The 25,062-nt window shown below is 39.7% G+C and carries 26 protein-coding genes and 1 riboswitch; of the genes, 14 read left to right on the top strand and 12 right to left on the bottom strand.

Annotated elements, in window-relative coordinates; genetic code table 11:
* Positions 1-2 precede the first annotated feature (2 nt).
* Positions 3-878, top strand: a complete 876-nt coding sequence (gene rarD / locus DYE19_RS09895) for an EamA family transporter RarD (RefSeq protein WP_115323430.1) — start codon at positions 3-5, stop codon at positions 876-878.
* 43 nt (positions 879-921) lie between these two features.
* Here the strand turns inward: rarD and DYE19_RS09890 are convergent, their stop codons facing one another.
* From DYE19_RS09890 to lsrA, 7 genes are all read right to left on the bottom strand, one after another.
* Complete coding sequence (locus DYE19_RS09890; RefSeq protein ID WP_115323429.1) at positions 922-1,617, bottom strand: beta/alpha barrel domain-containing protein; 696 nt, start codon at positions 1,615-1,617, stop codon at positions 922-924.
* Positions 1,604-1,918 (bottom strand): (4S)-4-hydroxy-5-phosphonooxypentane-2,3-dione isomerase, encoded by a 315-nt coding sequence (lsrG, locus tag DYE19_RS09885; RefSeq protein WP_115323428.1) that lies wholly within the window; start codon positions 1,916-1,918, stop codon positions 1,604-1,606. The genes DYE19_RS09890 and lsrG overlap by 14 nt, the downstream gene beginning before the upstream one ends.
* Before the next feature lie 83 nt (positions 1,919-2,001).
* Positions 2,002-2,880, bottom strand: coding sequence for a 3-hydroxy-5-phosphonooxypentane-2,4-dione thiolase (lsrF, locus tag DYE19_RS09880; RefSeq protein WP_115323427.1), 879 nt, complete (start codon positions 2,878-2,880; stop codon positions 2,002-2,004).
* Positions 2,881-2,894: 14 nt separating this feature from the next.
* Positions 2,895-3,911, bottom strand: a complete 1,017-nt coding sequence (gene lsrB, locus DYE19_RS09875) for an autoinducer 2 ABC transporter substrate-binding protein LsrB (RefSeq protein ID WP_115323426.1) — start codon at positions 3,909-3,911, stop codon at positions 2,895-2,897.
* A 31-nt stretch (positions 3,912-3,942) separates the two neighbouring features.
* Entirely contained in the window at positions 3,943-4,944 is a 1,002-nt protein-coding gene (lsrD, locus tag DYE19_RS09870) for an autoinducer 2 ABC transporter permease LsrD (protein ID WP_115323425.1), read from the bottom strand.
* 12 nt (positions 4,945-4,956) lie between these two features.
* The gene (gene lsrC / locus DYE19_RS09865; protein WP_115323424.1) at positions 4,957-5,949 is read right to left on the bottom strand and encodes an autoinducer 2 ABC transporter permease LsrC; all 993 of its coding nucleotides are present in this window, start codon (positions 5,947-5,949) and stop codon (positions 4,957-4,959) included.
* Positions 5,950-5,961: 12 nt separating this feature from the next.
* Positions 5,962-7,479 (bottom strand): autoinducer 2 ABC transporter ATP-binding protein LsrA, encoded by a 1,518-nt coding sequence (gene lsrA, locus DYE19_RS09860; protein ID WP_115323423.1) that lies wholly within the window; start codon positions 7,477-7,479, stop codon positions 5,962-5,964.
* Positions 7,480-7,730: 251 nt separating this feature from the next.
* Between lsrA and lsrR the strand changes: the two genes are divergently transcribed.
* Both lsrR and lsrK read left to right on the top strand, forming a co-directional pair.
* A complete protein-coding gene (lsrR, locus tag DYE19_RS09855; RefSeq protein WP_115323422.1) occupies positions 7,731-8,699 on the top strand; it encodes a transcriptional regulator LsrR in 969 nt (322 codons plus the stop codon).
* Positions 8,700-8,744: 45 nt separating this feature from the next.
* A complete protein-coding gene (lsrK, locus tag DYE19_RS09850) occupies positions 8,745-10,313 on the top strand; it encodes an autoinducer-2 kinase (protein WP_115323421.1) in 1,569 nt (522 codons plus the stop codon).
* A gap of 59 nt (positions 10,314-10,372) precedes the next feature.
* Here the strand turns inward: lsrK and aroE are convergent, their stop codons facing one another.
* Genes aroE through DYE19_RS09830 form a run of 4 tightly spaced genes read right to left on the bottom strand, consistent with a single transcriptional unit; the run spans position 10,373 to position 12,915 of the window.
* Positions 10,373-11,182, bottom strand: coding sequence for a shikimate dehydrogenase (gene aroE, locus DYE19_RS09845; protein WP_115323420.1), 810 nt, complete (start codon positions 11,180-11,182; stop codon positions 10,373-10,375).
* Positions 11,183-11,185: 3 nt separating this feature from the next.
* The gene (gene tsaC / locus DYE19_RS09840) at positions 11,186-11,737 is read right to left on the bottom strand and encodes an L-threonylcarbamoyladenylate synthase type 1 TsaC (RefSeq protein ID WP_115323419.1); all 552 of its coding nucleotides are present in this window, start codon (positions 11,735-11,737) and stop codon (positions 11,186-11,188) included.
* 5 nt (positions 11,738-11,742) lie between these two features.
* Entirely contained in the window at positions 11,743-12,294 is a 552-nt protein-coding gene (locus tag DYE19_RS09835) for a DNA topoisomerase family protein (RefSeq protein ID WP_115323418.1), read from the bottom strand.
* Positions 12,295-12,312: 18 nt separating this feature from the next.
* Entirely contained in the window at positions 12,313-12,915 is a 603-nt protein-coding gene (locus tag DYE19_RS09830) for a Maf family protein (RefSeq protein ID WP_115323417.1), read from the bottom strand.
* 98 nt (positions 12,916-13,013) lie between these two features.
* On the opposite strand from DYE19_RS09830, the gene DYE19_RS09825 reads away from it, so the two are divergent.
* The 10 genes from DYE19_RS09825 to DYE19_RS09780 all read left to right on the top strand — a co-directional run bounded on the left by DYE19_RS09825 (position 13,014) and on the right by DYE19_RS09780 (position 22,972).
* Positions 13,014-14,633 (top strand): DNA recombination protein RmuC, encoded by a 1,620-nt coding sequence (locus DYE19_RS09825; RefSeq protein ID WP_115323416.1) that lies wholly within the window; start codon positions 13,014-13,016, stop codon positions 14,631-14,633.
* An 84-nt stretch (positions 14,634-14,717) separates the two neighbouring features.
* A riboswitch (TPP riboswitch) is annotated at positions 14,718-14,821 on the top strand.
* Positions 14,822-14,899: 78 nt separating this feature from the next.
* Positions 14,900-15,622 (top strand): ABC transporter ATP-binding protein, encoded by a 723-nt coding sequence (locus tag DYE19_RS09820; RefSeq protein ID WP_115323415.1) that lies wholly within the window; start codon positions 14,900-14,902, stop codon positions 15,620-15,622.
* A complete protein-coding gene (locus DYE19_RS09815) occupies positions 15,622-16,374 on the top strand; it encodes an ABC transporter permease (protein WP_049214799.1) in 753 nt (250 codons plus the stop codon). The genes DYE19_RS09820 and DYE19_RS09815 overlap by 1 nt, the downstream gene beginning before the upstream one ends.
* Positions 16,375-16,498: 124 nt before the next feature.
* On the top strand, positions 16,499-17,152 hold the full coding sequence (tenA, locus tag DYE19_RS09810) for a thiaminase II (RefSeq protein ID WP_115323414.1): 654 nt from the start codon (positions 16,499-16,501) through the stop codon (positions 17,150-17,152).
* A gap of 22 nt (positions 17,153-17,174) precedes the next feature.
* Complete coding sequence (locus DYE19_RS09805) at positions 17,175-18,122, top strand: ABC transporter substrate-binding protein (RefSeq protein WP_115323413.1); 948 nt, start codon at positions 17,175-17,177, stop codon at positions 18,120-18,122.
* A 518-nt stretch (positions 18,123-18,640) separates the two neighbouring features.
* Positions 18,641-19,444, top strand: a complete 804-nt coding sequence (gene thiM, locus DYE19_RS09800) for a hydroxyethylthiazole kinase (protein WP_115323412.1) — start codon at positions 18,641-18,643, stop codon at positions 19,442-19,444.
* Positions 19,437-20,249 (top strand): bifunctional hydroxymethylpyrimidine kinase/phosphomethylpyrimidine kinase, encoded by an 813-nt coding sequence (gene thiD / locus DYE19_RS09795; protein WP_115323411.1) that lies wholly within the window; start codon positions 19,437-19,439, stop codon positions 20,247-20,249. The genes thiM and thiD overlap by 8 nt, the downstream gene beginning before the upstream one ends.
* Positions 20,250-20,303: 54 nt before the next feature.
* Complete coding sequence (gene thiE / locus DYE19_RS09790; RefSeq protein ID WP_115323410.1) at positions 20,304-20,966, top strand: thiamine phosphate synthase; 663 nt, start codon at positions 20,304-20,306, stop codon at positions 20,964-20,966.
* Positions 20,959-22,263, top strand: coding sequence for an MFS transporter (locus DYE19_RS09785; protein WP_115323409.1), 1,305 nt, complete (start codon positions 20,959-20,961; stop codon positions 22,261-22,263). The genes thiE and DYE19_RS09785 overlap by 8 nt, the downstream gene beginning before the upstream one ends.
* 130 nt (positions 22,264-22,393) lie before the next feature.
* Positions 22,394-22,972, top strand: a complete 579-nt coding sequence (locus DYE19_RS09780; RefSeq protein WP_115323408.1) for a TIGR00645 family protein — start codon at positions 22,394-22,396, stop codon at positions 22,970-22,972.
* Between the two features lie 79 nt (positions 22,973-23,051).
* On the opposite strand, the gene DYE19_RS09775 is transcribed toward DYE19_RS09780, so the two are convergent.
* Positions 23,052-23,840: an IclR family transcriptional regulator gene (locus DYE19_RS09775; RefSeq protein ID WP_049214791.1), complete on the bottom strand. Its 789-nt coding sequence runs from the start codon at positions 23,838-23,840 to the stop codon at positions 23,052-23,054.
* 223 nt (positions 23,841-24,063) lie between these two features.
* On the opposite strand from DYE19_RS09775, the gene yiaK reads away from it, so the two are divergent.
* Positions 24,064-25,062 (top strand): 3-dehydro-L-gulonate 2-dehydrogenase, encoded by a 999-nt coding sequence (gene yiaK, locus DYE19_RS09770; RefSeq protein WP_115323407.1) that lies wholly within the window; start codon positions 24,064-24,066, stop codon positions 25,060-25,062.

Here is a 25,062-nt window from a genome sequence, read left to right as displayed (position 1 = left end):
CTATGTTAAAAGGGATAATTTTATCTTTATCAGCCTCAGTGTTATTCGGCTATTTATATTATTTTTCCACCCTTTTACAGCCACTTGGGGGCGAGGATATCTTCGGGTTTCGTATTATTTTTACTCTACCTTTCGTCATTGCTGCTGTGTTTTTATTTAAACAAAAACAAGCACTTCTACATTATTTTGAACGTATTAAACAACAACCTCTGCTAATTTTAGGCTTTTTATTTAACTCGGCGATGATGGGGATTCAAATCTGGTTATTTCTATGGGCACCCAATAACGGCAGTGCGCTAAGCGTGTCTTTTGGTTACTTACTCTTACCTTTAGTCATGGTCCTAACTGGACGTGTTATCTTCAAAGAATATATCTCAAGGATTAAATTTTTTGCTGTTGTCATTGCGGCTATTGGTGTATTTTCCAATATTATTTTAAAAGGTGGACTTTCGTGGGAGGCTCTTTTAGTCAGTTTCGGTTACAGCACTTATTTTGCTACGCGTAAAATACTCAAAATTAACGATCTTGCAGGTTTTTGTATCGAAATGAGCTTATTATTGCCAGTTTGTATCTATTTCGCCTTACAAGTTGATCTCAATACAGTACAACAAGTCAACCCAAATATTTTATGGTTACTGGTTTTACTTGGTTTAATCAGTGGTGTTGCACTCAATACTTATATTGTTGCCAGTAGCTTACTGCCTATTAACGTGCTCGGCTTATTAGGCTATGCTGAACCTATTATGATGCTATTTGTATCATTTTTAATTGGCGAGCAACTGGATAGCGAAACTATTCCACTCTTTATTTGTTTAATGATCTCCATGCTCTTATTCATAAGCGAAGGATTGATTCGATTAAAACGACGTTATAAATAGAAAAAAACACCGCAGACTAATGCGGTGTTTTTGATTATTAAATTTATTGAGAAAAAGCAGTTCGCCATTCAGCTAAAGTGCGGTTTAAATCTGTTTGGCTAAATAAAGCGCTACCAGATACAATCCAATCAATATCAAATGGATAAAGCTGCGTGGCAAGTGTTAAGTTCATTGAGCCATCTACAGCAATCAATTTCTCATCACGAACGCTTCCTAACATTTTCGTTAATGCTAAAATTCGCTCAATAACGACATCTGTTGACGCTTTTATACCTGTTCTAGGATCCAATGTGAGTAGTTGAATTAAATCAACTTTCTCCAAATAAGGCTGTAACGACTCCAATGGTGTTTCTGGACAAAGTGTTAATCCAATCAACACATCAGGATAATTTTCGTGAAGATAAGCAATCGTTTCAGCGAGCGTATCCACTTGTTCCACTTGTAGTGTAATAATATTCGCCCCTGCTTTCGCACAATCTCTCGCAACATGCAAAGGATCTTTGACCATTAAATGTACATCTTTAATAAAAGGTGAAGCAAATTGCTTAACTGCAATAGGGCCTACAGTAAAAAAAGGGGAAAACTGACCATCACCTATATCGAAGTGCAATAAATGTAAATCATGTTGTGCTAATGTGGTTAAAGTTTCAGGGAATTTCAACCAATCAGATGCTAAAACACCGACACTAATTGGTTGCTTTCTTAATTGCTGAATTAGTTGTTGTTTATTCACATTCATTCGCTATATTCTCTGGCATCACCCACTCAAAAATTTTTTTACTTCTTGCACCAGTCATGATGGGTTCTAGTTCTGCAACACAACGGTGATAATGCGGCGTTTGACGATGTGCTTCTAAAGCTTGCTCATTAACATAAACTTCATAAGCATAAAAGCGAGTTCTGATTTCTGGATCACGCAATACATCAAAACGTAAATTACCAGGTTCTTGTCTTGTACCAATATGGTTTCGTGCAAAAACTTCTAGAAACTCTTGCTCTTTACCTTCTTTAATATTAATTTCCACTAACATTGCAAACATAGTTGACTCCCTAAATGAAGGAAAATGAGTGAAAAAGAGCGGTCAGTTTTTTCTCCATTTCAACCGCTCTTTCATTTTATGAACTAGCTATTTTTCTCATCAAGATAAAGTTGATATGCTTTTTCTGCGGTTTCACCACCATGTACCACTGCATGTACTGCTTTTAACATGGCAATTGGCGCATCAGATTGAAAAATATTACGTCCCATATCCACTCCTAATGCACCTTGATCAATCGCTTGATAGCACATTTCTAACGCATCGCGTTCTGGTAATTTCTTACCACCAGCAATGACGATTGGAACTGGACAACCTGCCGTAATACGCTCAAAACCTTTATCCACATAATAAGTTTTAATAATATGAGCTCCCATTTCTGCTGCAATACGTGTCGCCAGTGAGAAATATCGTTGGTCACGAGCCATATCTTTACCGACACCTGTCACAGCCATCGTTGGCATACCATAACGTGTTCCTTGGTCCACCAATTGAATAATATTTTTAATCGATTGATGCTCATAGTCTGAACCGATATAGACCTGTGCCGCCATTGCAGAGACATTTAGACGTAATGCATCTTCGACAGAAACTGCAACTGCTTCATTCGATAACTCAGTTAAGATCGAGTTTGCACCAGAAGCTCTTAACACAACAGGTTTACGTGTTTCAGGTGGCACAACACTACGCAAAATACCTCGTGTACACATTAATACATCAGTATATTCAAATAATGGCGCAATATGTAAATCAATACGCTCTAAGCCTGTAGTAGGTCCTTGGAAATAACCATGGTCAAAAGCTAGCATGATTGTTTTGCCTGTTTTCGGATTAAAAATATCCGCTAAACGAGATTGCATTCCCCAATCAAGTGCGCCTGATCCTTTTAAATAAAAGGCTTTATGCTGTTGCGGTCGATCTAAACCAAAATCTTTACCGTCTTTGATATCATCTAAATCTGCCATTTACTTCTCCTCAATTAGAAATTGTAGTTATCAATATTCTCTTTTGTGAACACGACACGCTCTGGTAATAAAATGATTCCATTACCTTTTGCTTCATATTCATAACCTTGAACTTTGTTTGGCGATACTTCTACTGTACCAATACCTTGTACATCTACTTTATCACCAACATTTAATGCTTTACCTTTTAATAAATCATTTGCAACAGCAATTGAAATTTTACCTTGTTGTACAACATCCCATAATCCGAATTGTTTCACTGTGCCACGTTTCACATATGGACGCATCACATTCGGTGTACTGAACCCAACGATAACAACATTATTCACTTTCAAATTTTCTGCTGCTTGTGCTGCCGCAGGTAAGGCATTAGCATCTGGCGCAATAATTGCATCAAGATCTGGGTAGGCTTTTAAAATACCTTCTGCTGTTTGTAAAGATTTAATCGCATCGTTATAACCAAACTGAGTAGTAACAATCTCCCATTCTGGGTGATCTTTTGCAATTTTAGCTTTCGCTTCTTTAACCCATTGGTTTTGGTCGGTTACCGTTGGGCTTGAGTAGAAGAACGCTACTTTCGCTTTTGGTTTGCTAATTTGGCTAGACGCCATTTCTACTAACATTGAGCCTAATTGTTCTGGTGTACCCTGATTAATATAATGACTACGACATTCAGGTTTTGTATCAGAATCCCAAGTCAAGACTTTCACACCACGTTTCATCGCACGTTGTAAAGTAGAACACAAACCATCTGGTGAGACGGCTGAAACAACAATTGCGTTATAACCTTGGTTAACAAAGTTATTAATTAATTGTACTTGGTTAGACACACTTGGCTCTGTTGGACCATCATAAGTCACATCTACACCTAATGTTTTACCCATTTCAGTTGCACCTTGTCCACCACTGGTGAAAAATCCAACACCTACTAACTTCGGAATGAAAGCAATACGATCAGCTGCTTGTGCTGTTGCTAACGTTGATAGCCCAACAGCAATAGCAAGTGCGGTAGCTTTTAATTGATTTTTCATAATTAATTCTCCTTCATTTTGGATCTGAACATTAATGATTTGACTCACTTCTCGTTTTTCGATGAATCCATTGCACAATGGCACTGTAGTGCAAACTAATCGATTTCCCGATTAAAACGATAATAAGTAACGCACCTGATAATGCACTGGATATTTCATTTGAAACACCGACCATTTGCAGACCTTGTTGCAAATATCCAATCAGAAGTGCAGCAATTGCTGTGCCAATAATAGAACCTGAGCCACCATAAATATTGGCGCCACCCAGTACAACTGCCGTCAAGACAGGCATTAATAAAGAACTGCCAAGATCAGAACGGGCTGAGCCGAAATAAGACACTAAAAGAATCGCAACAAACGCTGCGATAATACCAATCGCGGCATAAATAATATAAAGCGTACGGTTAATAGGCACTGCACTATAGCGCGAAGTACGCTCACTTTGACCAATTAAGAAAATGCTCCGACCAACAGTAGTTCTATGCATCAATAACCAAAACACGACTGTCATGATTAAAAAGTAAATAATCGGTGTTGGAATACCAAACAAAGTTTGATTCGCAAACTCTAATAAACTTTCAGGAAAACCACCAATACCTTCATAGCCTGTTGCACCCGCAAACCCCGACAATAGCAACGCACCACCACCAAAAAGATACATCGTCCCTAAAGTAATCACTAATGGATTGACTTTGGTGTACAGAATTAAACTGGCATTAATCACACCACATACAATCCCCGCGACAAAAGTGAGTGAAATCGCTAACATCAAGGGGACATCTGCCTTAAATAAAACCCCCAATAAAATCGCACACAGCCCAACTGTCGAACCAAAAGATATATCCATACCACCAGAAACAATGATCATTGTTAAAGGGAGGGCTAACATGCCGATATAAATAAAATCACTAGTGCTGTAAAGCAAGACGTTTAAATCCAACATGCGAGGATTGAACAGACCAAAACCTAAAATTTCAATGATAACTAAACAAAATAAGGCTATTTCCCAACTGTATTTCTTTACATTAAGCATCCTTCTTTCTCCTTATTTCATTGTATTTGCATCATCTTTTAAGAAACGAGCATAACGTTGTAGCTTGATATTTTTGCTAATCATCACACGTATCCGTCCATCAAAAACTAACACGATGAGTAAGACCAAACCTGCTACAAAGTTATTCCAATAAGCTGGGACTTTTAATAACACTAAAATAGAGTCAATCTGAATCAAAAAATAAGCGCCAAGCACTGCACCAATAATATTCCCTGCGCCACCAAGCAAGCTAATACCACCTAATACACAAGCCGCAATTGCTTTCATTTCTAAGCCATTACCTGTTGAATTTGGTACAAAACCAATTTGTGATGCAAACACAATACCCGCTAAGGCTGCCATCGTACCATTAATAGCAAATGCAGCGATACGAACACGATCTACGCGTACCCCCAGTTGTAATGCACCTTGCAAGTTATCTCCAACAGCATAAAAATCACGCCCTTGTTTGATTTTAGTTAAGAAAAAATAAGTCAACCCAATCAACCCCAATAGAAGCCAACCAATCGGTGAAATACCTAAAAATGCTGGTGATGAAAGCGTTTTAAGATCTTGCGGTAACCCCTCAATCCATTTCCCCCCAGTAATCAGCAACATAATGCCTTTGTATAAACCTAATGTACCTAAGGTCGCAACAATGGCTGGGATACGTAATAATGTGACAAGTACACCATTGAAGCACCCTGCCAAAAAACCACAACATAATGTAATGATAAAAGCACTTGCACCAAAACCTGCGTTTAATAAACTGCCTGCAATGACAGCACACAATCCCATTGTTGATCCTACTGATACATCAATATTTCGGGTTAAAATCACGAAAGTTGCACCAATGGCTAATAAAATAACAATTTGTGCAGAGTTAAAAATCATGGCTAATGTTTGTATATGAAAGCCATTTCCACCAAATCCTAATAACAAAAAAAGCAGAGCAATCGCAAATACAATCGTCAGTTCACGGTTATCTTGTATAAATTTCCACATGTATTGCTCTCCTTATACGCTTGTGCCGCCAAATGCCATATTCATAATGTTATTTGTATTAATTGCCTCACCCACTAGTGAATCGCTTACATGCCCATCATGCATCACTAACACACGCTGAGACATTTTCTCGATTTCTTCTAAATCAGAAGAAATAAACAGCACTGCAACATTTTGTTTTGCAACACTCTGAATTAGCTGATAAATATCTGCCCGAGCACCAACATCTACACCACGAGTTGGTTCATCTACAATGAGTAACGCTGGATTCGCTTCTAAACATTTTGCAATCAATACTTTTTGTTGATTACCTCCCGATAGCGTTCGGGCAGCTTGTTGCTCATCACTAAATTTAATACCAATTGCACGATGATAGCGTTCTAAAATCGCACTTTCTTTTGCACTATTAATCCAAAAGCCCATATTGTTATAAGTCAATCCACAGGCATTCCATGTCAAAGGAGCATCTAAATATAAGCCAGATGCTTGTCGATCTTCAGGTAAATAGACAATCCCCTGCTGCAAGCGCTCTTTAATACTCATTTGGCTAATTTCTTGATCATCAAATAAAATCTCACCACATTTTTTTTGGCGTAACCCATAAATTGTTTCGGCAAGTTCAGTACGACCAGCACCAACCACACCCGCCAAACCTAAAATCTCACCAGGGTAAATTTGCAAAGAAACGTCTTTAAAGCCTTCACCTGTCAAATTTTTTAGCGTTAAAATCGGTTTTTCTGTCGATTTCACTCGATTATGACCTGGTAGCTCTAACCATAATTTCTGTGAATCAGATAACTGTGTGGATTTGGCTTTGGGTGTAATAGCACTAATCACTTCATCACGATTAAGATTTTCTGTTTTACCTGCTAACGCAATATAACCATCACGCATCACACTGATACGCTGTGAAATTTGCCAAACTTCGGGTAACTTATGCGAAATAAAAACAATCCCCACTCCTTTTGTCTGTAAAGAGTGAATTTTTTTGAAAAAATTATCTGTTTCTGCAGGTGTAAGAGAGGCGGTAGGTTCGTCTAAAATTAAAATATCTGCATTACGCATCAAGCCACGCATAATCTCAACAATCTGTTGATCAGCAACCTCAAGTAATCCTGCTTGCATATCCAGTTTTAAATGGGAATTGAGCTCACTTAAAAGTGCAGTAAGTTTTTGTTCATTTTCAATCCCCTGTGTTAAACCAAATAAAATATTTTCTTTTACTGTCAAATTTGGAAATAACAACGGCTCTTGAGGGACAAGATAAATGCCCAGTTGATGTGCTTTATTGGGTGATAGACCTGTTTGATGTTTGCCTTTAATAATCAATTCACCACTATCCTGAGGCTGAATACCCGCAATGATTTTCATCAATGTGGATTTACCTGCACCATTTCCGCCTAAAAGGGCATGGACTTCGCCTGCATACAATGAGAAATCAATTGCTTTCAGTACTTCAACCCCAGAGAAAGATTTACTGATATTACGCGCATCTAATAAACATGTGTGCTCTAAATTGTCAGATTGCATAGTTAATCTCTTCCTCAAAATTGAACAAATGATTTTTTAATTTATCATTTGTTAATTATATTAATCTTTCATTCACAATATTTCCGCGATCAAGATCACAAAAATAGATTAAAACTTGTGTTAAAATAAACAAAATAGTTCATTTATTAGAAAAAAGTGATCTTCTTCACAATTAAACAAAAAACTAAAATGAACAGTTGATAATAAAATTAAACAAATGAATAATGCCTTAGACAATTTAGAGAACGACTATGAATGAGAATAAATTTGATCATAACAGTGATGTTACCCAAGTCATGACAGAAGAAGAATTATTAGCGCGTATTGCTTGGTTCTATTATCACGATAACTTAACACAAGGTGAAATTGGTGAAAAATTAGGGTTGCCACGTTTAAAAGTATCACGTTTGTTAGAAAAAGGACGCCAACAAGGCATTATAAAAGTACAAATTAACTCTCGTTTTACAGGTTGTCTTGAGTTAGAAGAGGCGCTGAAAGAACGCTTTCAACTTAAACATATTCGTATTTTGCCCGCATTAGAAAAAAATGAAATTAATCAACGATTAGGTGTCGGTGCAGCACAGATGTTGATGTCAATGCTCAAACCTAATCAGCTACTAGCAATTGGTTTTGGTGAAACCATTATGCAAACCATCAAGCACAGTAATGAGTTTATTACGCATAATAATATCAAACTCATTACTTTATCTGGTGGAGTGGGTGCTTATATGAAGGGGATTGGACAGCTTGATGGTTCTTGTTCTGTCAGTATTATTCCAGCTCCATTGCGTGCCTCCTCAATTGAGGCTGCAAAATTGTTTAAACGTGAAGCTTGCGTCAGGGACATTATGCTTGCGGCTTGCAATGCAGATGCTGCTATTGTTGGTATTGGCGCGACTCGACAAAAGGGACAAGCCACCTTATTACGCACAGGCTACATTACTGAAGAAAAGCAACATTTAATTCGCGAACAAGGTGCCGTTGGTGACATTCTCGGTTATTTCATGCAAAAAGACGGATCTCTCCAACCTGATATGCCGCTACATGAAGAACTGATCAGTGTTTCTCTCGATAATTTGAAAAAAATTCCTCATGTTATTGGTATTGCAGGTGGAGAAGATAAAGTAGAAGCCATCTTAAGCGCACTTTATGGACAACATATTAATTCATTAGTAACGGAAGAAAAAACGGCTCGGATGATATTAGCGGCGTTAGTCTAATGCGGTTAGAGCTCATTTTCCTTCCTTCACTTAAAGGAGAATACAATGAGCAATCAATATCTTATGGCACTTGATGCGGGCACGGGTAGTGTACGAGCAGTGATTTTTGATCTCGAAGGAAATCAAATCGTTGCTGCCCAACGCGAATGGACTCACCTTTCTGATCCAAACATCCCTGGGTCGATGGAATTTGATTTAAACAACAACTGGCAATTAGCTTGTGATTGCATCCGACAAGCATTACAAAAATCGCAAATTCCAGCAGAACACATTGCTGCTATTTCTACTTGCTCAATGCGTGAAGGCATAGTGTTATATAACGAAAATAAAGAGCCAATTTGGGCTTGTGGTAATGTCGATGCACGTGCAACAGAAGAAGTTAATGAATTAAAAACGCTGTATAACTATACGTTTGAACAACAGCTTTATACCATTTCAGGTCAAACACTTGCCTTAAGTGCCGTCCCTCGCTTACTTTGGTTAGCCCATCACCGCAGTGATATTTACCGCCAAACTAAAGCAATGACAATGATCAGCGATTGGCTTGGCTTCATGCTAAGTGGTGAATTGGCTGTTGAACCGTCTAATGCAGGCACAACTGGCATGCTGAATTTAAAAACACGTCAATGGTCACCTGAACTCCTAGATATGGCTGGGTTAAATTCAGATATCCTCACACCAGTAAAAGAAACAGGTGAAATTTTAGGAAAAGTGACCGCACTTGTCGCCCAGCAAACGGGGTTAAAAGCAGGTACACCTGTTGTAGTAGGCGGTGGCGATGTACAACTAGGTTGTATTGGCTTAGGGATCACAGAACCTTCACAAGCCGCAGTGATTGGCGGTACATTCTGGCAACAAGTGGTCAATTTACCAAAAGCAGTAACTGATCCTGAAATGAATGTGCGTATCAACCCACATGTCATTGCCCCATTAGTACAGGCAGAATCAATCAGCTTTTTTACTGGCTTAACTATGCGCTGGTTTAGAGATGCCTTTTGTGCAGAAGAAAAATTGTTAGCTGAACGCCTAGGTACAGATGCTTATACTTTATTAGAACAAATGGCAGAACGCGTGCCCGCGGGTGCTAATGGCGTAATTCCAATTTTCTCAGATGCAATGCATTTTAAATCTTGGTACCACGCTGCTCCCTCTTTTATCAACTTATCTATTGATCCTGAAAAATGTAATAAGCCTGTCCTCTTCCGCGCCTTAGAAGAAAATGCCGCAATCGTTTCTTCATGCAATCTTGATCAAGTAGAAAAATTCTCTGGCGTTAAACTTACATCGATTGTTTTTGCTGGTGGCGGTGCCAAAGGTAAACTGTGGAGCCAAATCCTATCTGATGTAACAGGGCTTGTAGTCAATATTCCAGTGGTAAAAGAAGCAACCGCGCTCGGTTGTGCGATTGCGGCTGGTGTTGGCGTGGGTATTTACCCATCATTAAGTGAGGCAGGGAAAAAATTAGTCAAATTTGAGCGGCAACATCAGCCAAATTTAGACAATCATGAACTCTATAAAGCTCATAAGGCAAAATGGGCAGATGTTTATGCTAAACAATTACAACTGGTCGATAGTGGATTAACAACTTCACTATGGAAAGCACCAGGTTTATAAACTGAACGATTTAGATAAAAAAATACTGCACATTAAATGCAGTATTTTTTATCTTTGTTTCAGACGAGCTTCTCATTGAGTAACGCCGCAAACTCTGGCATCACTCCTCGCCACAATTCAAAAGAATGTGCAGCTTGTGCAACAAGCATACCAAAGCCATCGCTGATGTTTTGCTTACCTAACCGCTTACAAAGTGCAATAAATGGCGTGTCGATATCCTTGGCGTATTGCATATCGTAAAGTGCGGTGGCTTTTTGCAAAATTTCTGGATTGACGTTGACGGTCTGTCCGTGTAAGCCCGAGGACGTCGCATTAATGATTAAATCAAATTTTTGCACGGGAATATCGACCAATTCAACAGCCTCGATCTTGCCATATTGGGCAAATTTTTGTGCTAAATCTTCCGCTTTATTTAGTGTGCGGTTGGCTAACACAATATGTTGTTTAGCTTGTAATAGGGGCAGTAACACACCTTTTGTTGCCCCACCTGCGCCTAAAATCAGAAGTGTTTGCTCAGGTTTGAGCCAACCTAAACGTTGTAAATCACTGACTAAGCCCGCACCATCCGTATTATCAGCATATAAACGTCCGTCATCTAACTTTTTCAAAGTGTTACAAGCTTCAGCTGTCAAACAACGTTCGCTGTGAATATCTGCTAACTGAAAAGCTCGCTCCTTAAAGGGGGCAGTGATATTGCAGCCTTGCGCTCCTTTATCAAAAAAGACACGCAACTGCTGTTCAAAATCTTGTTCATCGCCGAGCATTGCCACATATTCCATTTGCTGTTGAGTTTGCTCAGCAAAAATTTTGTGAATTTGTGGTGACTTGCTTTGTGCAATTGGGTTACCCCACACCGCATATGTATCCATAGTTTAACCTTGCCTAAAGAGTTGATGAGTAAAAAGATCGCGGATTTCAGACGGATTCGTCGCACTGCCAACGGGTAAATCTAACACAGGAAAATCCTCACCAAATTGCGCTCGCACTTCTTGTGCGCTACGGCAAGGTGGCAAAGTGGTGAGATTGGCACTAGTTGAGGTTAACGCAAAACCCGCTTGCTCACAGAGTTGCTTCACCCCATCGTGCTGACATAAACGCACCGCAATGCTGTCGAATTGTCCAGTTAAAAATTTTGGCGTACTACTTTTTGCGGGCACGACCCAAGTGATTGGGCTATCATATTGTATCTGCAAGCGTTGCCAGTGTTGCCCATCAAAATTTGCGGTCTCAATAAAGGGCAATAAAAAGTCTAAATGAGGCGCAACCAAAATCAGCCCTTTCTCAATTGGACGTTGTTTCAGCACTAATAATTTTTGCACCGCACTTTCGCTATTTGGGTTACAACCTAAACCAAATACAGCTTCTGTGGGATAAGCCACAACGTCATTTTGTTTAAGTTGTGCAACGATTTGTTCAATATTCATTAAAATTAAATTTCCGAGTCAAAAATATGGCGACAGCTTTTGTTCACACATTGAAAAGTGCGGTGAGTTTCCGTTTCTTTTTTCAATGTACAAACTGGGCTTTCACACGCAGGACAAGCCACTAAATACGGCTTACTAGGTAACGTAAATTTACATTGAGGATAGCGATTACAACCATAAAACACTTTGCCTTGACGCCCACGACGTGCCACCAATTCGCCTTTTTGGCATTCAGGACAAGGAACCGTTTCTTGCACCTGCTCCTCTGGTTCATCATGGACTACAAAATGACATTCTGGGTAATTGCTGCAGCCAATAAACATACCAAAATGTCCTTGTTTTAATACCAATGGATGCTGACATTCTGGACATTGCTGTTCTAACACTTTCAGAATTTTGCTTTCAGAATGTGATTGTAAAGGTCTTAAATAATCACAAGCAGGGTACGCGCTACAACCTAAAAACAAGCCTTTTTTACCTTGTTTGACTTGCAATAAAGCGTTGCAAACAGGGCAATGTTCTTCTTGTTTTGTATGTTGAAAAAGGCGTTCGCTCATTGGTGCTCCTCAGTTAAATTAAAACAATTCTACCCCAAACGCCTTCAATAATGCCACGCTTTCAAACACTGGCAACCCCATTACACCCGTAAAACTGCCGTCAATATGCTCAATAAACGCACCGCCTAATTGCTGAATCCCATAAGCACCTGCTTTATCCATCGGTTCGCCTGTTGCAATATAGCTTTGAATTTCTTTCTCCGTTAAGGGTTTGAAGTGAACTTTGCTGATTTGCACTGCTGTTTTCATTTGCTGATCATTCGCAACACAAATCGCCGTAATCACTTGATGTGCTCTGCCTGACAACGCACGCAACATCTGTGCTGCATCAGTTTCATTTTGTGGCTTGCCTAAAATGTTATCATCTAAAATCACTGAGGTATCCGCAGAAAGAAAGGGCAAGTGCGGTACATTTTTCGCAAGTTTTTCCTGTTGCCACTTTTGGCGTGCAGCGTGATTTTTCTCAATCGCCATACGCAATACATAATCCGCGCCCTTTTCATTCGGTAGCGGCGTTTCATCAATATCGCAGCAAAACACGTCAAATTTAAAGCCGAGATTTTGCAAAATCTGTGCACGACGTGGGCTACTTGAGGCAAGGTAAAATTGGGAATGAGACATAAACCAACCTGATAAATAAAAAAGATTATAACCTGTTAGGATAAATCCGCCACTTTCCTTTATACTTTAATTCTTCGTTAAACTTATGGAAAGACTTTATGCTATTTGAACTGACCGCATCACAATCCCTACTGATTATTGGTGCACTGACTTTTTGTTGTGTCATTTTATTGTTTATCAGCGCGCGTCGTAAACGTGACAGCCAAGAATTGCAACAAGATCTCAATAAAACCATCGAAGATTTCAATCAATTATTAAGCAAATTTGAAGCATTGCAACAAACCAAAAGCCAACTTGAACAAGCAGTGGTGAAATATCAAACTAATGCGGAAGGGTTGCAAGTACGTTTGATTGAACGTGATGAAAAGTTAGGTTATTTGCAAAAAGAACTTGATGAAGAACAAGCACGTCATAATGAAATTTCAGAAAAAATCACCGCACTTAAAGAACGCTTTGGCATTGCTTCTGCGCAAGCGGAAAGTTTAGAAAAACAACTTGAACATAGCCAAAGCAATTTCTATCGCAAAGAGCAAGAGAATCGTGAATTAGTGGAAAAATTGACCGCACTGTCACAAGAATTTACCGAGCTAAAAACCACACTGGCGGAAAAAGAAAAAAACTTTGCCGAGCAACAACAAAATATTGAGCAAAGTAAGCAACAACTAAGCACAGAATTTCAAAATCTCGCCAACCGTATTTTAGAAGAAAAAAGCCGTAGCTTTAGCCAAAGCAATCAAACCGCATTGGACAGTTTGCTCAAGCCATTTCGTGAGCAAATTGAGGGTTTTCAAAAACGCGTGAATGAAATTCATTCTGAGTCAGTAAAAGGCAATGCGGGTTTAGAAGCGGAAATCAAAAAAGTATTGGATATTGGCTTAAATATGTCGCAGCAGGCGGATAATCTGGCTTCTGCGCTAAAAGGTGAAAAGAAAACCTTAGGTAATTGGGGTGAGGTGCAATTAGAACGTGCGTTACAATTAGCGGGCTTGATTGAAGGCGAACATTACGAAGCACAAGCGCATTTTAAAGACAGCGAAGGCAAACACAATTACCCTGATTTCATTTTGAATTTACCAGATAACAAACATTTGATTATCGACAGCAAAATGTCGTTGGTAGCCTATGAAAGTGCGGTCAATTCTGATGACGAAATACTGCGTCAGAGCAAACTACGTGAACATATCAAAGCGATTAAAAATCACATTGATGATCTTTCGCGCAAAGATTACAGCAACTTGATTGGAATGCGTAGCCCGAATTTTGTACTGATGTTTATTGCAGTTGAGCCTGCCTATATCGAAGCCATGAAAATGGATCCGAGCCTATTTAATTATGGCTATGAGAAAAATGTGATTCTAGTGTCGCACACCACTTTAATGCCAATTTTACGCACAGTGGCAAACTTATGGCGTATCGAACGTGGCAATGCAGAAGCGAAAGAAATCAGTGCTCGTGCTGGAGAAATTTACAATCAAATTTGCGTCGTTGCGGAACGTCTTAGCAAGCTCGGCAACACACTTTCCACTGTAAGTTCGCACTATAACAACACCGTGACGGCTCTAGTTGGTCAGCAAGGCTTAGTCGGCAAAGTTGAACGTTTCAAAGACCTTTCCGCCAAAGCCAACAAAGTCATGCCAAACGTCGAACTGTTACACAATGATGTAGAAGTAGAACGCTTGCAAGTGGTTAAAATTGAAGAAAAAATAGACAAGAAATAGCCACAATATAAATTAATAACGTGACAAAGATCACATTTCTTTAACAAATATCTTCTCTTTTTAGTAGAGTAAGGTAGTCTTATCGCACTTTAGTCGGGGTGCCTTACGTTGTTAAAACGTAAAGCTGAGATGATACCCGTGAACCTGATACAGCTAATACTGACGTAGGAAACTAATTATGCGAACACTTTCATTTTCTTTGATTTTTTCAACTTCCTTATCTCGCTTATTCCTATTTCAACGCTAATTAATTTATTGTTAATACAATGAATGCAGTTGAAATTCGTTCACTCACATTGACCTATAACCAAGAACCTTTGTTCTTAGAGTTTGATTTTGCTTTACCTAAAGGAAAGTGGACAAGTATTTTGGGTGCTTCTGGTGTGGGAAAATCCACCTTGTTGCGCGCTATTGCAGGGCTTGAGAATGAGGCGAAAACGCAAGGAGAGATTTGTTTCCCACATAATGAAAAAATCAGCTATATGGCACAACAAGATGCGTTATATCCTTGGTTGTCTGTCATTGATAACGTTCAATTAGCTCAACATCTAAGCCATTCAAAAACGTTAGAAACACAAACCAAAGCACAGCAGTTGTTAGCTGCGGTCAAAATGGATATGCACCAACACAAGGCTTGTTATCATTTATCTGGTGGACAAAGACAGCGTGTCGCCCTTGCCCGTACATTAATGCAAGATGCAGAAATTGTTTTAATGGATGAACCTTTTTCGGCATTGGACGCCGTCACCCGTTTGCAATTGCAAAATCTCGCTTGTGAGTTGCTAAAACACAAGACCGTTTTATTGATCACCCATGATCCACAAGAGGCGATTCGATTAAGTGATGAAATCTATGTGTTACAAAATTATCCCGCGACGCTTTCAGAGAAAATCGCCCCCACTGGAACGGCTCCTCGTGAATTAGTGCAAGATGATTTGTGGCAATTGCAGCAGCATTTACTTGCTCAGTTAATGAAAGGGACGGAATAATGCAAATCAAAACGCTCCTTAACGTCACGCTACTTTCATTATTATTGCTTGGATTATGGCAAAGTGCGGTCAGTTTTTTTGATGTTCCACGCTATATGTTGCCACCACCAACCGAAGTCTTCAACCAACTTGCTAGCCGCTATGATTTATTGTGGGAACACGCGCAAGTGACCTTATTAGAAATTGGGCTAGGGCTATTTTTAGGCGTCACATTAGGGCTGATTTCCGCTCTACTTTTGAGTTTATCGCGCCATTTATCCGCATTTTTATTACCCTTATTAGTCATCTCGCAAGCCATTCCTGTTTTTGCGATCGCGCCGTTATTGGTGCTGTGGTTTGGCTATGGATTAGCTTCCAAAATCGTAATGACGGTGCTGATTATTTATTTCCCTGTTACCGCTGCGTGTTATGACGGCTTACGCAACACGCCAAACCAATGGCTAGAGCTGGCAAAAACCATGCAAATCTCACCGCTTTCGATGTTATTTAAAGTGAGATTACCCGCCGCATTGCCCTCTTTTGCATCAGGCTTACGCATTGCAGTATCCGTAGCACCCATCGGGGCGATTGTCGGCGAGTGGGTTGGTTCATCACAGGGACTTGGTTATTTAATGCTCCACGCCAACGCACGAATGCAAGTGGATTTAATGTTCTCGGCGTTATTCGTTTTAATGCTTATCAGCTTGTGTTTGTATTTCAGCGTGGATTATTTACTGAACAAATGGCTACCTTGGGTGAGGTTTTTAAAATAATCAGTCAAAAGAATAGCTTAACAATTTTTGAAAAAACAACCGCACTTTCATCATTAGTAAATTAGGTTCCTTTTCTTTGGTGAAACAAAAAAAGGAACAAACAAAATCAAAAAGGAACACAACAATGTCAACAACACAACAACTTATCAACGATGCCGGGCAATATTGGCAGGATTATGTCCACCACCCATTTGTGCAACAAATGGCAAATGGCACCTTACCAAAAGCCTGCTTCCAACACTATTTGAAACAAGATTATTTATTCCTGTTTCAATACAACCGTGCACTGTCATTAGGTATTTATAAAGCCGAAAATTTTGCCCAAATGAAAACGGCTCACGAGGCAATTGGCGCATTGTTGCACGAAATTCAATTACATATTCAATTCTGTGAAAACTGGGGAATTGATGAGAAAACTTTATTCAGCACTGAAGAATCTGCCGCTTGTGTGGCTTACACACGTTATGTGTTAGACGCTGGAATGACTGGCGGTCTAGCTGAGCTTTATACTGCTATCGCCCCTTGCGCTATTGGTTATGCAGTGATTGCAAAACACATCGTAGAAAGTGGTGTAAGCCCCGAAAACAACCCGTATCAGGCATGGATTGATGCTTATTCAGGTGAGGAATTTCAAACTGCTGCACAAAATGCAATTGAAGCATTAGATGCGTTATGTGCAGGTTTAACCGATACACAACTTGCTAAATTACAACAGATTTTTAATACCGCAACCCGTATGGAATCTGCATTTTGGCAAATGGGATTAGATTTAAGCTAACAAGAAAAAAGGAGACAAATACATGCAAAACTTCGTGAAAAATACGCTTACAGTTGCGCTCGCAATGGGCGTGAGCCTTTCTGTATCTGCCAAAGAAAAATTAACTTTATTACTTGATTGGTTTGTGAACCCTGATCACGCAGCCATTATCGTGGCACAACAAAAAGGTTATTTTAAACAAAATGGCTTAGAGGTTGAAATTGTTGAGCCCGCCGATCCTTCTCTACCGCCAAAATTAGTGGCGGCAGGTAAAGCGGATTTAGCGGTGGATTACCAACCACAGTTACAAATCCAAGTAGCAGAAGATTTACCGCTCACTCGTGTTGGTACGTTAGTAGCAACTCCATTAAATACGTTGATTGTATTAGAAAAAAGTGACATCAAAACCCTAGCCGATTTAAAAGGCAAAAAAATTGGTTATTCAGTGAGTGGCTTTGAAGATTCATTGTTAAAAGCCATGTTGAAGTCCGCAGGTTTGACTGGAAAAGATGTGGAAATGGTGAACGTCAACTGGTCACTTTCACCGTCTGTAATTAGCGGTCAAGTGGACGCTGTGGTCGGCGGTTTCCGTAACTTTGAATTAAACCAAATGCAATTAGAAAAACAACCTGGTCGTGCGTTCTATCCAGAAGAAAACGGTGTGCCAGTATATGATGAGTTAATTTTAGTGGCAAACAAAACATCAATGCCAAAAGAAAAAATTAGCAAATTTTTAACCGCACTTGAGCAAGCTACCATTTACACCATGAACCACCCTGACGATGCGTGGAAATCGTTCGTAGCATACAAACCAAAAGAATTAGATAACGACCTCAACCGTTTAGCGTGGAAAGATACTCTACCTCGTTTGGCCTTACGACCAAGAGCATTAGATGGTCACCGTTATGAAAGAATGGCGGAATTTTTGAAAGAAAATGGCTTAACGAAAGTGGTTAAACCGTTGAGTGATTATGCGGTAGAAGTGAAATAGCTTCTTACTTTCTTTGCTTTGCCAAAGAAAGTAAGCAAAGAAAGGCGACCCTGATTTTTCTTTTCCCTTCGCTTATTGCTAACTTTTGGAACTAACTTTCCAAACTCACTTGCTTCGCAAGCTCAAACAAGGAAAGTTGTTCTCAAAAGTAAACGCAACCGCTACGGCGAAAAATAAGGGAATAAAAGAAAATAAATCTGATTTTAAAGAACAATTTAAATTCGGTTAAAAGTCATCGCACTTTTAATTAAAAAACTCGATAAAACCAGGCCCCGTGTAAGTTGCCCGAATGGAAAAGGCATTTTTAGGAAAATAAGGTTGCGTAGCGAAGTGAAGACAACTTATTTTCCGTTAAGAAAATGGCTTTGAAATGAGGAAAAGCAACTTAGTCGGGTGTGTTTTCTTTTTGCCTACTTTTGCTTTGCACAAGCAAAGAAAAAGTAGGTCGCACATCGTGCGAAACCCGATAGAACTAAACTGATAAAACTAAAACATCACAAAATAGAAGTACAACCAATATGTTAAAACCAAAATACCTACAAAAAATCAAATCTCAAAACCCTCTCATCCACAACATCACCAACGTGGTGGCTGCGAACTTCTCTGCCAATGGATTGCTTGCGATTGGGGCTTCGCCGTTAATGTCTGCTGCGATTGAAGAAATGGAGGAAGTGCCACGTATTAGCAATGCATTGGTGATTAATATCGGCACCTTAATGGGGAAAGAAGTCGCTGCAATGGTGTTAGCGGGTAAAACAGCAAACCAAGTGGGTATTCCAGTTGTGTTGGATCCCGTGGGAGTGGGAGCAACCCGTTTCCGTAAACAAACTGTCGCTACGTTATTAAAAGAAGTGAAATTTGCCGCGATTCGTGGCAATGCAGGCGAGTTAGCCACAATTGCAGATGTGGATTGGCAAGCAAAAGGCGTGGATGCAGGCAACGGCAATGCTAATGTCGCAGAAATTACTCGCATTGTTGCTGAAAAATATCACTGTGTAGTGATGATAAGCGGTGAAACGGACTATTTAAGTGATGGCAAACGCCACGCACAAATTCACAACGGCACACCACTATTCCCGAAAATTACGGCATCAGGTTGCTTATTAAGTGCAGTTTGTGGCGCATTTTTAGCAGTAGCGAAACCTGAAGAATATTTTGATGCCATGGTTGAAGGTTGTACGACTTATGCCTTAGCTGGCGAGTTAGCCGCTAAACAATTAAGCGATACACAACACGGACAATTTTATGTGGGCTTATTAGATCAATTAGCCAGTATTTCCCCAGAACAAATTTCACAATTAGCGAGAGTATCTTATGAATAATATTGCACAAGCCTTAACCATCGCAGGCTCTGATAGCGGTGGCGGTGCGGGTATCCAAGCGGACTTAAAAACCTTCCAAATGCGTGGTGTGTTTGGCACATCAGCGATTACCGCCATTACTGCACAAAACACGCTGGGCGTGTTTGACATTCACTCGATTCCATTAACAACAATTGAAGCGCAGCTGAAAGCTATTGCGGACGATTTCCACATTTCGGCATTTAAAATCGGTATGTTAGGCACAGCGGAAATTATCGAATGTGTAGCGAATGCACTGAAAAAATACCAGTTTGGCAAAATGGTATTAGACCCCGTAATGATTGCAAAAGGTGGGGCACCGTTATTACAACAAAATGCAGTGAAGGCGTTGAAACAGCATTTAGTGCCAATGGCAGAAGTGATTACACCAAACCTACCTGAGGCAGAAGCCTTAACAGGCATTAAAATTGTGGATGATAAGACCGCACTTGAGGCGGCAACCTTATTACAGCAAATGGGCGCAAAAAATATCGTGATTAAAGGCGGTCACACTGAAGATTCACAAAGCAGCGTTTGTCGTGACTGGATTTTCACCCCAACCGAAACCTTTTTCTTAGACAGCCCACGTTTCCCAACGAAACATACCCACGGTACAGGCTGTACCTTCTCAGCTTGTCTAGCGGCTGAATTAGCGAAAGATAATTCTATTGTTGATGCAGTAAAAACCGCAAAGGCGTTTATTACCGCAGCGATTAGTGATCCATTAAACATTGGTCACGGACACGGGCCGACAAACCATTGGGCCTATTCCAAAGTGAAAAAATAAATCGAATTTGCACAAAAGTGCGGTCAAAAAACACAACGTTTTGAAAGGATGTATATGAACAACATTGAACAAGCAATGCGACTGTATTTTATCGCGGGCACACAAGACTGCCCGAATACAGGGGGAGATCCTGCTGAAAATCTATTGAGTATTTTAGAACAGGCATTAAAAGCGGGGGTCACTTGTTATCAATTCCGCGAAAAAGGCAAAAAGTCCTTACAAGATCCCGCGAAAGTGAAAGAATTGGCGATGAAATGTCGCGATCTTTGTCATCAATATAATGTGCCTTTTGTGGTGAATGATGACGTGCAACTGGCGATTGAAATTGGGGCTGACGGTATTCACGTTGGGCAAACAGATATGGCAGTCGCCGATGTTGCCGCACTTTGTTATAGCAAATGTTTTATTGGTACCTCCGTCAATACCCTTGAGCAAGGGCTTGCCGCACAAGCTAACCCGCTTATTGATTATTTCGGCACAGGTCCCATTTTCCCAACCCAATCAAAAGAAGATCCAAAACCTGTTGTAGGGGTCGAGTTTGTGTCCACGATTCGCCAAAATGGGATCGATAAGCCCATCGTGGCAATTGGTGGAGTCACTGCCCAAAGCGCAGGAGAGCTACGTCAACGTGGTGCTAATGGCGTAGCTGTCATTTCAGCTATCGCACAATCAACTAACATCAAAAAAGCTGTTCAGGAGCTACTCGGGAATGCGTAATAATCCTCGTCAAGTTGCCATCGCGACAATGGTTGGCACGGCAATTGAGTATTTTGATAATTATATTTACGCGATGGCAGCGGTATTGGTTTTTAACCATCAATTTTTCCACAGTGCCGATCCTGTCAGTAACGAACTTGCATCTTTGTCTACTTTAGCCCTCGCATTCTTCGCACGTCCTTTTGGTGCGATGCTATTTGGGCATTTTGGTGACAAAATCGGGCGTAAAAAATCGCTCATCGCCTCATTATTACTGATGGGCATCGCAACAGTCACCATTGGATTATTGCCTAATTATGCACAAATTGGTATTTGGGCAACTATGCTCCTTTGTCTTTGTCGTATTGGTCAGGGTATTGGTTTAGGTGGTGAATGGGGCGGGGCAGCATTAGTAGCGATTGAAAATGCCCCCCCAGAAAAACGTGCATGGTATGGTATTTTTCCACAACTTGGTGCCCCAGTCGGTTTATTATTAGCAAATGGTGCGTTTTTCACCGTAGGCAAAGTATTCGGTCAAGAAGCGTTAATAGAATGGGCGTGGCGTATTCCATTTATTGCCTCTGCCATATTAGTGGTTATCGGTTGGTATGTGCGTACCAAAATCCACGAAAGTGCGGTCTTTTTTGAAGCAGAAAAACAAGGTAAAACCCATACTTTCCCAATCAAAGCTGTCTTTACTCAACACCTCAAGCCCTTTATTACGAGTGTCTTTTTAGCGACTGCAGGCTATGTCTTATTTTATATTTTGGCTGCATTTGCTCAAATCTATGCCAAAAGCCCAACAACACTTTCATCAGCAGGTCACCCAATGGGCTTAGGGATGCAAGCGAGTACTTTTACTGCTTTTTTATTGATCACCTCTGTGATTTTCGGTATATCGATTGCATTCTCTGGTATTTATGCGGATAAAATTGGGCGCCGCCGTTTAATGCAATATGTCAGCATTGCCACACTTATTTTTGGACTAGCGCTACCACTCTTTTTAAGCGAAGCCACACCAACGAATATGTTTGCTTTCTTAACCATTGGTTTCATAATTATGGGGATGTCTTTTGGTCCAATGGCAGTCTTATTGCCCGAATTATTCCCAACAGAAGTACGCTATTCTGGTGCATCCATTGCTTACAATCTAGCAGGTATTTTAGGCGCAAGTGTTGCTACTATTGTTGCGATAAAAATCAATGCTCACTTTGGTTTAATCGGCGTGGGGATTTATCTGGCAGCAAATGCCTTGATTTCCTTTATTGCAACCACACAAATTAATGAAACTAAACAATGTGACTTAAAACAAATTTGATTGTTACATAAGCTATCAGTACATCGCTGAAGAATCTGGGTTGTTACTGATAGCATAAAAATCAATTGAATTTTCCAATAAAAACAGGTAATTTTCACAGCTTATTATCATTCACTGAAACGAATTCAATATGGAACAACAACCTGAACATCAATCAGCACAACAAATCAAACAACAATACGCTAGACCCCGTCAAAGTCATGCACCTAACATCATTAGCCAAATTATCTTCGCTAGCCGTTGGTTACAACTGCCTATTTATTTAGGATTAATCGTTGTACAAGGACTCTATGCATATAAATTTATGAAATCATTATGGGAGTTGATGACGAATTTACAAAGCATGGATGCTAATATGATCATGTTAGCGGTCCTTAACTTGATTGACGTAGTGATGATCGCAAATTTATTGGTGATGGTGATTGTAGGGGGCTATGAAATTTTCGTTTCAAAATTACGCACCAAAGACCACCCTGATGAACCAGAATGGTTAAGTCATGTGAATGCCTCAGTACTGAAGGTAAAATTATCCATGTCTATCATCAGTATTTCATCTATTCACTTACTGCAGACGTTTGTCAATGCAGCAAATATGGATGAAAAAACAATGATGTGGCAACTATTCCTCCATTTAGGGTTTCTCGTTTCTGCGGTAGCAATGGCATATACGGATAAAATCCTTTATAGCACCAGCCATAAAGGGCATTAAACCAGAACTACAATAAGTTTAAAATAACAAGACCTTTAACTTGCAAAGAGTTAAAGGTCTTTTTTAATTGATAACGACCCTATGCCCCCAGCTCTTTTGAAATAGCGTGAGTTGTTTGTTTAAGATGCGTTAACAATACTTCTTTGCCAATCTGATTTAAACGTGCGGTGGATAGAGAAATTGAGACAGAGTAAACTACGTTGCCGTTGATATCAAATATTGGGCAAGCTAAACAAGTTACACCTGTTTCATTTTCTTCATTATCCATTGCATATCCCAGCTCTCGAATCTTATTTAACTCAATCTCCATTGCACTTGATGTCACAATTGTATTGGTCGTTAATTGTGTAATATTCGTTTCATTTTTCTCCCAATAATCATCTAAAGTATGCCCTTTTTCATATGCCATAAAAATTTTCCCCATGGCTGAACAATAGAGTTCTAAACGCTGACCGATATAGGAGCGAGTACGCATCATACCTGTTGTTGGTTCAAGCTTATAAATCATCACTGCATGATGATGATCACGCATAGATAAATTAACTGTTTCGCCTGTATCTAAATTAAGCTGTTCTAAATAAGGGGCGGTAATATTTAAAATATTGAGAGAACTCAGCGTTTTTTGCCCAATCATCAAACATTTCATTGTTAAACGATATGCACCAACTGTATTTGCAGGTTTAACATAACCACAGGCTTGTAGTGTTTGTAGCATACGATGTGTCGTACTTTTATTTAGATTTGATAGTTCAGAAAGCTTGGCTAATGGACAGCCATTAGGGAAATTACTCAAAATATCAATCAGTAATAAGCCTTTAATTAGGCTTTGATTACTGCTGGCTCGTTTATTTTTATCCTCTTCTTTCATCTTCTTTATTCCTAAATAGCCTGTTTTATGTGGCGTTATTCTAATGAGATATCAGCAAAATAAAAATGAGATCTTGATCACAAAAAATAAAAAAACTTATATCCATATGATTTATAAGACTTTTTATTTACACATTTTATTTGCGTACAAATTTTATTCATCTTATAATTTTTTAAAACGTCGTTTCAATATATGAAATGAAAATTAATATAGTGAGGGCAAGATGAAAGTCAGTTACGAAACACTCAAGCAAGAATTTAAACGTGTATTACTCGCAAGAAACGTCCGTGAAGATATCGCTGAAGAATGTGCAACAATGTTTGCAGATACAACTGAGTCAGGAGTGTACTCTCATGGCGTAAACCGATTTCCTCGTTTTATTTCTCAACTCGAAAAAGGCGATATTGTGCCAGAGGCGACTCCAACAAAAGTTCTTTCTTTAGGTGCAATTGAACAATGGGATGCACACCAAGCTATCGGTAATCTCACTGCCAAAAAAATGATGGATCGCGCAATGGAAATTGCGGATCAATTTGGTATTGGTGTTGTTGCACTGAAAAATGCAAACCACTGGATGCGAGGCGGTGGCTATGGTTGGCAAGCCGCTGAAAAAGGGTATATCGGGATCTGTTGGACAAACTCAATTGCAGTCATGCCTCCTTGGGGCGCTAAAGAATGCCGTATTGGCACTAACCCATTGATTATTGCTGTACCGACGAGCCCTATCACAATGGTCGATATGTCTTGTTCTATGTATTCTTATGGCATGTTAGAAGTGCATCGCTTAGCAGGTCGCCAAACATTTGTTGATGCAGGCTTTGATGATGAAGGTAATTTAACTCGTGATCCTGGCACGGTTGAAAAAAATCGCCGTTTACTGCCAATGGGATTTTGGAAAGGGTCAGGTTTATCTATCGTCTTAGATATGATCGCCACCCTACTTTCTAACGGGTTATCCGTCGCTGAAGTCACTGAAGAAAAAGATGATGAATATTGTGTTTCACAAATCTTCATTGCTATTGAAGTGGATCGTTTAATTGATGGCAAAACGAAAGACGAGAAACTCAATAAAATCATGGACTATGTAAAAACCGCTGAGCGTGCTGATCCTGATGTAGCAATCCGCCTACCAGGTCATGAATTTACGGCAATTCGTGCGGAAAATAAAGCCAATGGTATTCCTGTTGATGATTCTGTTTGGGAAAAAATTAAATCCCTATAA

The sequence above is a fragment of the Pasteurella canis genome, from assembly GCF_900454865.1.
Classification (GTDB): Bacteria; Pseudomonadota; Gammaproteobacteria; order Enterobacterales; family Pasteurellaceae; genus Pasteurella; species Pasteurella canis.
Note: the sequence above shows the minus strand (reverse complement) of the source record. Positions and strands in the feature narration are given on the sequence as shown.